A 12,693-nucleotide genomic window follows, 5' to 3' on the forward strand; every position below is an offset into this window, starting at 1 on the left:
TTTTTTGCCATCTACTATATTTTGGTTACGGGGATGCAGTGGAAGGCCTTGCCGCGGTGCTTGGGGGCAACCTCCACGGTCCATGACCGGTTCCAGCAGTGGGCCCAGGCTGGCGTTTTTAAGCGGCTTTGGACCAGCGGCTTGGTGCAGTTACAGGCCGAAGGCCGCCTGGATTGGGACTGGCAGTGTCTGGATGCCTGCCAGACCAAGGCCCCGCTTGGCGGCGAGGCCGTCGGCCCCAACCCGACGGACCGGGGCAAGGGCGGCGTCAAACGCCACGTGCTGACCGAGGCTCAGGGCTTGCCCGTCGGCGTGGCCGTGACCGGAGCCAACGTCCACGAAGTGACGCAAGTACAGGCCGTACTCGATTCGATGCCCGTGCTGCCCCCACCGGCCGAAGGCGATTTCGCCCCCGGTTTCTGCGCCGACAAGGGCTACGACGCCGAGGCCATTCGGCGCCTACTGGCCCAGTGGGGCTACCGGGTGCACATCCTGAGCCGGGGAGAGGAAGCCGACAAATGCCGCACCCCCGGCTACCGCGCCCGTCGCTGGGTCGTCGAGCGCACCCACGCCTGGTTCCACCGTTTCCGCCGCCTGCTCATCCGCTGGGAAAAGAAAGTCGCCAACTACGAAGCCCTCCTCCACCTGGCTTGCGCAAACACCGTCTGGCGACACTCCCTCCTATTTTTCGGATAGGCTCTTAGTCTATGGATTAAGAAACAAAGCCCCAAAGCCGTCACAATCGTTTGGGGAATGGCCCGATAAATTTCTCATTCCTTCCCCGGGTTTTGAAAAATCCGGCAAGATAGCGCGAAAGTTCGTTTTTTATTCCCCTATCAGCCAGCTACCTTTGTTTTTTGAATCCTTCCGCGTCCTTCGTGAAAAACAACTTTTTGCTGCTATTTCCGGCCCTGGCAGTGCTTGGTGTTGCTACTCAGTGCCAATCCAGCAAGCCTGCCGCTACTGCTTCGGCTGCGGCTACTGCTCCCGCCGCCATGCCTGCTACCCCGAAGGAATACCGCTACGAAACGGTGCCCGGCGACCCGTTGCAGGTTCGTATCTACAAGCTGGACAACGGGCTGACCGTTTACCTCTCAGATTACAAGGACGCCCCGCGCATTCAGACCTACGTTGCTGTGCGTGCCGGCTCGAAGAACGACCCGGCCACCGCCACCGGCCTGGCCCACTACCTGGAGCACATGGTGTTCAAGGGCACGTCCAAGCTGGGCACGCAGGACTGGGCCAAGGAAAAAGTAGAGCTGGATAAGATTGAGGCGCTGTACGAAACGTACCGCGGCCAGCGCAACGACCCGGCCGCCCGCAAGCGCACCTACCACCAGATTGACTCGATTTCGGGTGTGGCCGCCTCCTACGCCGTGCCCAACGAGTACGACAAGGTGATGGGCGCCATCGGGGCCAAAGGCTCCAACGCCCATACCTCCAGCGAGGAAACGGTGTATCAGGAAGACATTCCAAGCAACCAACTGGAAAAGTGGACTGCCATTCAGGCGGAGCGCATGCAGGAGATGGTGCCGCGCTTGTTCCACACGGAGCTGGAAGCGGTGTACGAGGAGAAAAACCGGGGCCTGGACAGCGACTTTAACAAGGAGTTTGAGGCGCTGAACGCCGCGCTCTACCCCACGCACCCTTACGGCACGCAAACGACCATCGGCACGATTGACCACTTGCAAAACCCGTCGATAACGGAAATCAAGAAGTATTTCGGCCAGTACTACGTGCCCGGCAACGTGGCGCTCTGCCTGAGCGGTGACCTGGATTACGACGCCACAATTCGGCTTATCGACAAGTACTTTGGTGAGTTGCCCGCTAAAGCCGCGCCCGCCTTCGTGGTGCCGGTGGAGAAGCCGCTGATGGCGCCGATAACCCGCGAAATATTGGGTCCGCAGTCGGAAAACGTGATGCTGGGCTTCCGCCTGCCCGGTAAGTCGACCCGCGACGGCGTGCGGCTGCGAATGATGGACAAAATCCTGACCAACGGCCAGGCCGGTCTGATTGACCTCGACCTGAACCAGCAGCAGAAAGTGCTGGAAGCGGCCTCGTTCACAGACATGAACTCGGATTATTCCACGCACATCATCTACGGCACGCCGCGGGAGGGGCAGAAGCTGAGTGAGGTGAAAAGCCTGCTGCTCGGCGAATTGGCCAAAGTGAAGGCCGGGAACTTCCCCGACTGGCTGATTCCGGCCATCATCAACAACGACAAGCTGGAGCGCACCAAGGCGTTTGAGAGCAACGAGGCCCGCGCCAGCGCCATGTACGACGCCTTTATTCAGCGGGCCGAGTGGAAGGACTACCTGCAGCAGGAGAAGGATTTCGCCGCCATCACGAAAGAGGAAATGGTGAAATTCGCCAACGACCACTACGGCGAGAACTACGTGAGCGTGTTCAAGCGCACCGGCACCGACCCCAACAAGGTGAAGGTGGTGAAGCCCGCCATCACGCCCGTGCCCGCCAACCGCGACGTAGCCTCAACCTTCTACAAGCAGCTCACCGCCATGCCGAGCACGGAGCTGCAGCCGGTGTTCGTGGACTATAAGAAGGATATTCAGGAAACGGAGATTAAGCCCGGCCTGCCGCTGTACTACACCAAAAACAGCGAAAACGGCCTGTTCAACCTGTCTTACGTTTTCGACCTGGGCAAGAACAACGACCCGCGCTGGGGCCTCGCTTCGGACTACCTGCAATACCTGGGCACCGGCAGCTACAGCGCCGCGCAGCTGCAGCAGGAGTTCTACAAGCTGGGCTGCTCCTTCAACGTGAGCAGCAGCGCCGACCGCATTTTCGTTACCCTCAACGGCCTCGACACCAACCTGGAACCCGCGCTGAAGCTGTTTGAACAGCTGCTGAACGCGCCCAAGCCCGATGCTGCCGCCCTGAAAAACATGGTGGCCGGCGTGCTCAAGCAGCGCCAGGATGCCAAGCTGGAAAAAGGTGTGATTCTGAACGCGGCAATGGTGAACTACGTGAAGTATGGTCCAAAGAACCCCTTCACAAACGTCATTCCCGAGAAAGAGTTGAAGGCCATCATGCCCGAGCAACTCACGGCGCTGATTAAGAAGCTGCCGACGTACCAGCATCGGGTGCTGTATTATGGGCCGCGGCCTGGAAAAGGCGATACAGTAACTATTGTCGATGTGCTGAAGGCCAACCACCAAACACCCGCCATCCTCACGCCCGTACCGGCCGCAAAGGATTTCGCCGAGCAGCCGCTGAAAGACAAAAAAGTGTATTGGGTGGACTACAACATGGTGCAGGCCGAAATCCTGTTCCTGACCAAGGGCGACGTGTACAGCAAGGATATGGTGCCGACCGTAGCGCTCTACAACGAGTATTTCGGCGGCGGCATGGGCAGCATCGTATTTCAGGACTTGCGCGAGAGCAAGGCATTGGCCTACTCGGCGTCTTCCCGCTACTCGAACGCCGACAAAGCCGGTCGCTCCAACTACAACATGAGCTACATCGGCACGCAGAGCGACAAGCTGCCCGAGGCAATGGCCGGCATGGAAGCGCTGCTAACCGACATGCCCGTGGCCGCCGCCAACCTCGAAATTGCCAAAAATGCCATCCGCAACAGCATCAGCACCGAGCGCATCACCAAGGGCGATGTGCTGCTGAGCTACGAGCGTGCCCGCCGCCTCGGCCTCGACTACGACCTGCGCCGCGACGTGTACGCCGGCACCCAAAACATGACGTTTGACGAGCTAAGCAAATTTCAGAGCACCAAGATTAAGGGTCAAAACCAGGTCATTCTGGTGATTGGCTCGAAGGACCGGCTCAATTTCAAGGAGCTGGCCAAGTACGGCAAGGTGCAGCAGCTCACGCTGAAGGAGATTTTCGGGTACTAATTTCTTAGTTGTCGGTTGTTCGTTGTCAGTTGTTAGGCTGATGGCGATGGATAGAGACTTTTCTCCCAATAGCCGGCTACTTTAATTGAAAATCCTGACAACTGATAACTACTAACGGACAACTAAATTTCACATGGCAGAGCAAAAAATCACCATTAAAAATGGCAAGCTGAACGTACCGGATAAACCTACTATTCCCTTCATTGAGGGTGACGGCACGGGGCCGGACATCTGGGCGGCTTCCAAGCTGGTATTTGATGCGGCCGTTGAGAAAGCATACGGCGGCAAAAAGCAGCTGATGTGGAAGGAAGTGCTGGCCGGTGAGAAAGCCTACAAAGCCACCAACAACTGGCTGCCCAGCGAAACCCTCGACGCCTTCCGCGAATACCTCGTGGGCATCAAAGGCCCCCTTACTACGCCCGTGGGCGGCGGCATCCGCTCCCTCAACGTGGCCCTGCGCCAGGAGCTGGACCTGTATGCCTGCGTGCGCCCGGTGCGCTACTACGACGGCGTGCCCTCGCCGGTGCGCCACCCGGAACTGACCGACATGGTCATCTTCCGCGAAAACACCGAGGACATCTACGCCGGCATCGAGTACATGAACGGTACGCCGCAGGCCCAGAAAATGCTGGAATTCCTGCAGGATGAGATGGGCGTGAAGAAAATCCGCTTCCCCGATTCGTCCTCCTTCGGCATCAAGCCCGTGAGTAAGGAAGGCACCGAGCGCTTGGTGCGCGCGGCCATCAACTACGCCTTGCAGCACAAGAAACCCTCGGTGACCATCGTGCACAAGGGCAATATCATGAAGTTCACCGAAGGCGCCTTCAAAACCTGGGGCTACGAGCTGGCCGAGAAGGAATTCGGCAGCAAGGTATTTACCTGGGCGCAGTACGACAAAATAGTGGCCAAGCAGGGCGTGGCCGTGGCCGATGCCCTGCAGAAGCAGGCCGTGGACCAGGGCAAGCTCATTATCAAGGACAGCATTGCCGATGCCTTTTTGCAGCAGATTCTGCTACGCCCCGCCGAGTACTCGGTAGTGGCCACGCTGAACCTGAACGGCGACTACATCTCCGATGCGCTGGCGGCCATCGTGGGCGGTATCGGCATCGCGCCGGGGGCCAACATCAACTACCTCACCGGCCACGCCATTTTCGAAGCCACCCACGGCACAGCGCCCAAATACGCCAACCAGGACAAGGTAAACCCCGGCTCGGTTATCCTCTCCGGCGTGATGATGCTGGAGCACATGGGCTGGAAAGAAGCCGCTGCCCTCATCAACAAGGGCCTCGAAGCCGCCATCGCCAGCAAGCGCGTGACCTACGACTTCGAACGCCAGATGGAAGGTGCCACGCTGCTCAAAACCAGTGAGTTCGGCCAGGAAATTGTGAACAATATGTAGTAGCTTGGCCGCGGCCTAAGCAGCAATATAAACCCCCGCGTCGGCTTTGGCTGGCGCGGGGGTTTTGGCTTATCTGAAATCATTAATGACTCTTCACGCTATTCCTATTTGTGACCAATTAACTTGGTTGCCGCCGTACAGCCACACTGCTTCACCAAAGGCAGGAGCATTGCCAATGGGATACGAAGCTTATATCAAATTGCTCCCGCCATTGGGTATAGACACCGCAATTCCTTTAGCCGATTATGCTGCCGACTGTCGCACAGTAGCTGATTTAAATAAGCGGGCTGCGTTCTGGGACGCTCATGGCATACGACTTGGAGCACCTACGCCCGAGCGTTTGCAACCAATTACCTACCGTGAAGTGGCGAAGATTTTCGGCTTGATTTACGATGAAAAAATGAGCGGGGAAGCTATTCGACTTGCGTACGGGGTTTGGCCTCCTAATCTTGGGGTAAATGAGTTGCTCACACAGTCATTTGTAGCGCGTCTAATTCAGATTACTGGCCCGACAACTGCAACATATTTCCACGGTTCTGTAGACGAAGGAAACTATCATTTTGACGAGGAAGGCTTTCCCCAAGACTGGTTGGAACAAGGAGTTGCAGCTGATTTATCCGAAGTTGTGCATCGTGATAACGCTTTCCCAATCTATACATTCGCAGCTAATCATTCTTGGTGTCTCTATCAGGCCGAATACAATGATTGGCTTGAAATCGGCTGCTCCAATAATATGGCAGATAAATTATTTGCTGACCATAAATTAGAAGCTTTTCTGCTTCGTTAATTATTTGGTCGGAACTGGCTCAAGTTCAATACCGCATAATCTGTAGACGCATTTTGAACGCTCGTATTTGCGAGCCGACGCCAAAAACCCAACCCGACCGCCGCGCACCCCCCAAACCTTGCACTCAGAAAGCCTTCAGAATTGCCGCCTACCTTTCGGCCGTTCCTAATTCTGTTTTCCCGTGAAGCTGCTGATTGTTGAAGACGAGCCGGCCCTGCGCACCTCGCTGGTCGAGTACCTGCGTCAGGATGGCTACGTGGTAGAAGCGGCGGCCAACTATGCGCAGGCCCACGAAAAAATCAAGCTCTACCAATACGACTGCGTGTTGCTGGACCTGACCCTGCCCGACGGCAACGGCCTGGACCTGCTGCGCACGCTCCGGGCCGATAGTTCGCCGGCCGGCGTGCTCATCGTCTCGGCCAGGGGGGCGCTCGACGACAAGGTGCTGGGCCTGGAGCTGGGCGCCGACGACTACCTGGCCAAGCCCTTCCACCTCTCCGAGCTGAGTGCCCGGCTGAAAGCTATTATCCGGCGGCGACAGTTTCAGGGGCAGCGCCAGCTGCTGTTTCAGGAGCTGACGGTGCTTCCCGACCAGGCCCAAGTGCTGGTGCACGGCGAGGCGGTGGCCCTCACCCGCAAGGAATACGACTTGCTGCTCTACCTGCTCACACATCCGGGCCGGGTGCTCACCAAAGAGTCGATTGCCGAGCACGTGTGGGGCGATGCTGCCGACGCGGCCGACTCGTTTGATTTCCTCTACACCCACCTCAAAAACCTGCGCCGCAAGCTCCAGGAAAAGGGCGCCGGCGACTACATCCGCTCAGTGTATGGGGTGGGCTATAAGTTCAGCGCAGAATGAAGCTGCTGACCGCTACCAATCGCTACCACGTGCTGCTGGCGGCGCTGCTCTTCACCATCGGAAGCGGGCTGTTGTACTTTGGGGTGCTGTGGGCGCTGCAGGGCGAGGCGGAGGAGCGGCTGTTTCAGCAGCGCGACTACCTGCGGCGGGAAGTGCAGCGCACGGGTCGGCTGCCGGGCACGCCCTTTGAGGGCCGGATGCAGCTGAGCACGACGCCCCAGCCCGAAGGCCTGCGGGACGTGCTGCTGCTGGAACCGCTGGAAAACGAGCTGGAGCCCTACCGGCAGCTCACGTTTCGGCTGCAGCTGGCCGGTCGGCCTCAGTGGGTGTCGTTGAGCAAGTCGCTGCTGGAAACGGAAGACGTGCGGTTGCTGATTATGTGGCTGCTGCTGGGGGTGCTGGGGGCGCTGCTGGGGTGCATGGTGCTGCTCAACCGTTGGCTGGCGCGCCGCCTGTGGGCACCTTTCGAGCGCACCTTGCAGCAGCTGCGCACCTACGATGTGCGCCAGCACCAGGTGCTGCAGCTGCCCGGCACCCGCATCGAGGAATTCGCGCAGCTCAACCTCACCCTCACCCGCCTCAGCGAGCGGGTGGCTGCCGATTACGCCTCGCTCAAGGAATTTACTGAGAACGCGGCCCACGAAACCCGCACCCCACTGGCCATCATGCAGGCCAAGCTGGAGCAGCTGTTGCAGCTGCCGGATTTGCCGGCCCCAGCCGGCCCGCTCGTGGCCGACCTCTACGCCGCCGTGCAGCGCCTGGCCCGCCTGCACCAGGGCCTGACGCTGCTCAGTAAGATTGAGAACCAGCAGTTTGCCCAGGCCGTGCCGGTGTCGCTGGCGGCGCTGCTGCGCGAGAAGCTTGACCAGCTCGAAGGGTTTATCGAAGACAAGCAGCTGCGGCTGGAGGTGAGCCTGCCTGCCACCGGGACGTTGCCGCTGCACCCGGCCCTGGCCGATTCGCTGGTGAGTAACCTGCTGCACAACGCCATTCGCCACAATCAGCCCGGCGGCCTGCTGCGGGTAATGCTCACGGGCACCGAGCTGGCCATCACCAACACGGGGCCGCCGCTGGCGCCTACCCAAAACCCCGCGCAGTTTTTCGAGCGGTTTCGCAAGCAGAATGCCACCTCCGATTCGCCCGGTCTGGGGTTGTCCATCGTGCAAGGTATTGCGGTATTCTATGGGTTTGAGGTACGCTACGAATACGCCGCGGAGCAGGCCTTGCACACGCTGCGGGTGGTGTTCAAGCACTAGCCAAACGCCAATACTGGCGTCACTACTACAGAGTGTCTACAGAATTGGTCCATAGGTTTACCACTTCCTTCAGCCCCTTATCTATGCTCCGCTACCTGCTTGCGGTACTGGCTTGTCTGTTGCTCTGGCTGCCGTTGCGCGCCCAGCAGCTGGCCCCACTGCCCGCCTCCGCCCCGGATTCGCTGGTCCAGGTCCGGGCTGCCCCTGGGCCGCCACGTCTCTGGCAGCGTCCCGTGGTACGGCAGCTGCTGCCCCCGGTGCTACTGCTCACGGCTGGGGCCCTGACGACGCATAAGGTAGCCCTGTTGGAAACGGACGAAGAAACCCGCGAGGAAATCCGGGAGCACGTAGGTCGGCCCCTCACCCAGCTCGACAACCAGATGCGCTACCTGCCGGGGGCGGTGGCGCTGGGCCTGGGCCTGGCGGGCGTGCGGGGCCGTCACCGGCCCGTCGACCAGCTGCTGCTGGCGGCGCTGGCCTTCACCCTCAACGACGCGGCAACCAGCAACCTGAAAAAGCTTACGCAGGTGCAGCGGCCGGATGGCTCCGACTACCATTCCTTCCCCAGCCAGCACACCAGCCTGGCCTTTGCCTCCGCCACGCTTCTGCACAAGGAGTACGGCGGGCGTAGCGCCTGGTACAGCGTGGGCGGCTACTCGGTGGCGGCCGCTACGGCGGGCATTCGCATGGCCAAAGACGTGCACTGGCTCTCGGATGTGCTGGCCGGAGCAGGCGTGGGTATTCTGTCGACGGAGGCGGCGTACTGGCTCTATCCGCGGGTGACGAAGCCCTTGCGCAAGGTGCTTGGCAACCGGGCGCTGGTGCTGCCCAGCTACCAGCAGGGGGCCTTCGGGGCCATGGCGGTGGTGCGGCTGTAGGCTGGCGCTCGTCATCCAGCCCGGCCTTAAACTTCAGCTGCTTTTTTTGATGCACACCTGTTTGGTTACCGGCAGCGCCGGCTTTATTGGCTCCCACCTGTGCGAGCGGCTGCTGGCCGATGGCTGGCGCGTGGTGGGCCTCGACAACTTCGACCCGTTCTACGACCGCCGGCTGAAAGAGCAGAACCTAACGGCCCTGCGCCAGCACCCCCGGTTTTCTTTCCACGAAGCCGACCTGCGCCAGGGGCCGGCAGCGCTCACGGCCGCCCTGCCGGTTCTGGCCTACGATGCCGTGATTCACCTGGCTGCCAAAGCCGGCGTGGGGCCCTCGGTGCGGGAGCCGGCGGCTTATCTGGAAAACAACGTGCTCGGCACCACGCATCTGCTGGAGTGGATGCGCGAGCGGACCATCCGGACGCTGCTGTTTGCCTCCTCCTCTTCGGTGTACGGCAACACGCCGGTCACGCCCTTTAGTGAGGAGGAGCCGCTGCTGGCGCGCGGCATTTCGCCCTACGCGGCCAGCAAGCTGGCCGGCGAGGCCCTCACCTATACCTACCATCACCTCTACCAGATGAGCGTGCTTAATGCCCGGTTTTTTACCGTGTACGGCCCTCGCCAGCGGCCCGACCTGGCCATTCACAAGTTTGCCCGGCTGCTGCGGGCCAGGCAGCTCATTCCGGTTTACGGCGACGGCAGCACCTCGCGCGACTACACGTTTGTGGCCGATACGGTGGACGGCATTGTGCGGGGCCTGCACTACCTGCTGCAGCACCCCGGCACCTACGAAACCGTGAACCTGGGCAACAGCCACCCCGTGGCCCTGCTGGACCTGATAGCGGCCGTGGGCACGGCCGTGGGCGTGGTGCCGCAGCTGGCGTTTGGGCCCGAGCAGCCCGGCGATGTGGCCACCACCTACGCCGACAATAGCAAGGCCCACCGCCTGCTGGGCTACGCGCCCCGCACGCCGCTGGCCGAAGGCCTGCGCCAGTTCGCGGCCTGGCTCGATGCGGAACCGCAAACTGCTGCCGTACCACTTCGGGCGCGCTGATTATGGAAGGTGTTGACATGGAAGCGCTCATGCCAAGCAGCAAGTTTCCAAGGGCGTTGCTCGTGTTTCTGCTGCTGCTGGCGGTGGCGCTGGGCGTTGGGCTGGGCAGCTGGGGGCCACTGGAAAGCAGCGAGGCCCGCTACGCCGAAATTGGGCGGGAGATGCTGGCGTCCGGCGACTGGCTGCATCCGCGGCTGTTGGGCATCTCCCATTTTCACAAGCCCCCGCTCACTTACTGGCTCACGGCGGTGGGCCTGGCCTTCACGGGCTCCTCGGTGGCGGGCGTGCGGCTGCTGCCGGTGCTGGCCGTGCTGGCGCAGGTGGTGCTGGTGTACGGAATAGGCCGGCTAATTTTCGAGAACAACACCAGCCGGGCTTTGGGCGCGGCCATCGTGTACGGCACGTTTCCCGTGGTCTGGATTTCGGCCCTCAACGTCACAACCGACAGCTACCTGGCTACTTGGGAGCTGGTGGCGACCTACGGCATCCTGCACCATTACTACCGGGGCGGCTGGGGCGGGCTCTACTTTTTTTGGCTGGCGCTGGGGCTGGCGTTTCTCACCAAAGGCCCGGTGGGGCTGCTGCTGCCGCTGATGGCGGTAGTTGGCTTTTACTTTCGGGGCCAGCGGGCGCGACGGCCTTTCACCCGGCACCATGCCGTGGGGCTGGTGCTGTTTGTCGGGCTGGGCCTGAGCTGGTACATAGACCTGGTGGCCGAAAACCCGGTCTTCCTGCACTATTTTCTGGTGGGGCATACCGTGGAGCGGTTTACCAGCGCCGAAGCCTTTGGGCGGGCCAAACCCTGGTGGTTTTACCTGGTGCTGGTGCCGGCCACCAGCCTGCCGTGGGCGGGCCTGCTGCTGACGCGGGCGGTGCGCACGGGCTGGAACGCCCTGCCGCCGCCGTGGCGCGGCCTCTGGCTGTGGTGGGTGCTGGTGCCGGTGGGGTTCTTTTCCCTGTCGCAGTCGAAACTGCTGCTGTACGTGCTGCCGGTTTTTCCGGGAATGGCGCTGCTCACGTCCTACTACCTGCACCAGTTGCCAGCGGCCGGGCTGGCCCGCTGGCGTACCGGGCTGCTTGCTTTTTGGGTGCTGGTGCTGCTGGGCCTCGCGGTACTGCCTTTGGTGGCTGCCCTCACGCATCTGGTTGTGCCACTGTGCACAACCGAGGTGGCCGTGCTGGGGGCAATGGCCCTGCTGGTTCTGGCCGGCGCCCGCCGGCTGGCCCCGCAAAAAAGAATGTTGGGGAGTGCTACGGTGTTCACGGTGGCCCTGTTGCTGGCCGCTAAGCCGCTGCTTCAGGCCAACGAGCTGACCTTCAACGGCACCCAGCCCGTAGTGGCAGCCCTGGAGCAAGCCGGTCTGCGGGGCCGTCCCGTGCTGGTGTACAATCAGTTGCTGCCCTCGCTGGCTTTCACGCTGGGGCAGGTGCCGGTGTCGCTGTACGTTGGCAACCATAACCTGGTGCGCGAAACGCAGTTTGAGCACGATTCCCGCTGGCGCGCGACTTGGCTGGACCTTAGTGGTCCACATCCCGCCGCCCTGGACTCGCTGCTGCGGCTGCGCCCCGTGCTGCTGGTGAAAGGGGAGGTGCACCCCGAGCACCAGTGGCTGCTGCAGCGCCTGCCGCAACGGAAGGACGTAGGCAGGTGGCGGGTATATTATGAGCGGTAGATAACAGCACTATTTCAATAGTGCTGTTGCTGATGTCCCACGACTTTAATACTACCTCTACCACTCCCCTCATGACCCTGCTGAATTCCTTTTGGAGCTTCCTCCAGCTGCTCTGGCGCAACCACCGCAAGCTGCTGTTAGGCTTAGTGCTGGGATTCATCGGCCCGTGGCTGGTGTTCATCAAAGTGGGCCAGGAAGTGTGGGAGGGCGACGGGCTTCCCCTGGACCAGGCTATTCTGAAATTGCTTCACCGGCTGGGCGGCCCCAATCAGGACGCCATTGCGGTGTGGATGGCCCGGGCTGGCGGCACCTTCTGGACGCCCCTGGTGGAAGCAGCCGTGCTCCTGGGTTTGCTGCTGGCCCGGCAGCGCCGGGCCGCGCTGTTCTTCATCTTGTCGGTAGGTGGGGCCGGGGCCCTGAACCTGTTTGCCAAGCTGCTGCTGGCCCGCGCCCGGCCCACGCTCTGGGTGTCCATCGCCCCGGAAACTTCCTACAGCTTCCCCAGTGGCCACGCCATGGGCGCGGCAGCCCTAGCCCTGGCCTTGGGCATGCTGCTCTGGCCCACCCGGGCGCGGTGGCCGGCCGTGATATTGGGCACGGGCTGGGCGCTGCTCATGGGCTGGTCGCGGGTGTACCTGGGCGTGCATTTCCCTTCCGACGTGCTGGCCGGCTGGGTAGGCTCCGTGGGCTGGGTAGGAAGTATGCACCTGCTCTTCGATAAGTCCGCGCTGGACCTGCGCCGGCTGTGGAGCGATGCGCGCACCTACTGGCTGGCCCGGCCCGGCTAGCCGTAACGCAGCGTTGGCTACAGAATTACTTCAGAAACCACCCGTAATCTTGTGCATATGCTGCTTAGTGCTTTCTCAATATCTGCGCTTAGTTCTATTTGTCTGAGATTAAAAAGGTGTTAAATACGATTTGAGGCTG

10 protein-coding genes are annotated in these 12,693 nt (G+C 61.2%); all 10 read left to right on the top strand.

Going from position 1 to position 12,693, the window contains the following annotated elements; genetic code table 11:
* Positions 1–696, top strand: a 696-nt coding sequence (locus GM79_RS11600; RefSeq protein WP_035561153.1) for an IS5 family transposase, incomplete at its 5' end; no start/stop codon positions are given.
* A gap of 161 nt (positions 697–857) precedes the next feature.
* Positions 858–3,866: a M16 family metallopeptidase gene (locus tag GM79_RS11605; protein ID WP_235184047.1), complete on the top strand. Its 3,009-nt coding sequence runs from the start codon at positions 858–860 to the stop codon at positions 3,864–3,866.
* Positions 3,867–3,999: 133 nt separating this feature from the next.
* On the top strand, positions 4,000–5,265 hold the full coding sequence (icd, locus tag GM79_RS11610) for an NADP-dependent isocitrate dehydrogenase (RefSeq protein WP_035564010.1): 1,266 nt from the start codon (positions 4,000–4,002) through the stop codon (positions 5,263–5,265).
* An 85-nt stretch (positions 5,266–5,350) separates the two neighbouring features.
* The gene (locus GM79_RS24925) at positions 5,351–6,052 is read left to right on the top strand and encodes a hypothetical protein (protein WP_152559965.1); all 702 of its coding nucleotides are present in this window, start codon (positions 5,351–5,353) and stop codon (positions 6,050–6,052) included.
* A 181-nt stretch (positions 6,053–6,233) separates the two neighbouring features.
* Positions 6,234–6,911, top strand: a complete 678-nt coding sequence (locus GM79_RS11620; protein WP_035564016.1) for a response regulator transcription factor — start codon at positions 6,234–6,236, stop codon at positions 6,909–6,911.
* On the top strand, positions 6,908–8,167 hold the full coding sequence (locus tag GM79_RS25450) for a sensor histidine kinase (RefSeq protein WP_035564018.1): 1,260 nt from the start codon (positions 6,908–6,910) through the stop codon (positions 8,165–8,167). The genes GM79_RS11620 and GM79_RS25450 overlap by 4 nt, the downstream gene beginning before the upstream one ends.
* An 83-nt stretch (positions 8,168–8,250) precedes the next feature.
* Positions 8,251–9,045 (top strand): phosphatase PAP2 family protein, encoded by a 795-nt coding sequence (locus GM79_RS23030; protein ID WP_051718811.1) that lies wholly within the window; start codon positions 8,251–8,253, stop codon positions 9,043–9,045.
* Between the two features lie 49 nt (positions 9,046–9,094).
* On the top strand, positions 9,095–10,093 hold the full coding sequence (locus tag GM79_RS11635) for a GDP-mannose 4,6-dehydratase (protein WP_035564021.1): 999 nt from the start codon (positions 9,095–9,097) through the stop codon (positions 10,091–10,093).
* 2 nt (positions 10,094–10,095) lie between these two features.
* A complete protein-coding gene (locus tag GM79_RS11640) occupies positions 10,096–11,766 on the top strand; it encodes a glycosyltransferase family 39 protein (RefSeq protein ID WP_035564024.1) in 1,671 nt (556 codons plus the stop codon).
* A gap of 32 nt (positions 11,767–11,798) precedes the next feature.
* A complete protein-coding gene (locus GM79_RS11645; protein ID WP_051718812.1) occupies positions 11,799–12,554 on the top strand; it encodes a phosphatase PAP2 family protein in 756 nt (251 codons plus the stop codon).
* The last annotated feature ends 139 nt before the right edge of the window (positions 12,555–12,693 follow it).

Source organism: Hymenobacter sp. IS2118 (genome assembly GCF_000715495.1).
Taxonomy (GTDB): Bacteria; Bacteroidota; Bacteroidia; order Cytophagales; family Hymenobacteraceae; genus Hymenobacter.

What these genes read in the sequence shown, in the direction of transcription:
- GM79_RS11635 (WP_035564021.1), top strand. Translation starts at nt 9,095, where the DNA reads ATGCACACCTGTTTGGTTACCGGCAGCGCCGGCTTTATTGGCTCCCAC.
- GM79_RS25450 (WP_035564018.1), top strand. Translation starts at nt 6,908, where the DNA reads ATGAAGCTGCTGACCGCTACCAATCGCTACCACGTGCTGCTGGCGGCG.
- icd (WP_035564010.1), top strand. Translation starts at nt 4,000, where the DNA reads ATGGCAGAGCAAAAAATCACCATTAAAAATGGCAAGCTGAACGTACCG.
- GM79_RS11645 (WP_051718812.1), top strand. Translation starts at nt 11,799, where the DNA reads ATGTCCCACGACTTTAATACTACCTCTACCACTCCCCTCATGACCCTG.
- GM79_RS11640 (WP_035564024.1), top strand. Translation starts at nt 10,096, where the DNA reads ATGGAAGGTGTTGACATGGAAGCGCTCATGCCAAGCAGCAAGTTTCCA.
- GM79_RS24925 (WP_152559965.1), top strand. Translation starts at nt 5,351, where the DNA reads ATGACTCTTCACGCTATTCCTATTTGTGACCAATTAACTTGGTTGCCG.
- GM79_RS23030 (WP_051718811.1), top strand. Translation starts at nt 8,251, where the DNA reads ATGCTCCGCTACCTGCTTGCGGTACTGGCTTGTCTGTTGCTCTGGCTG.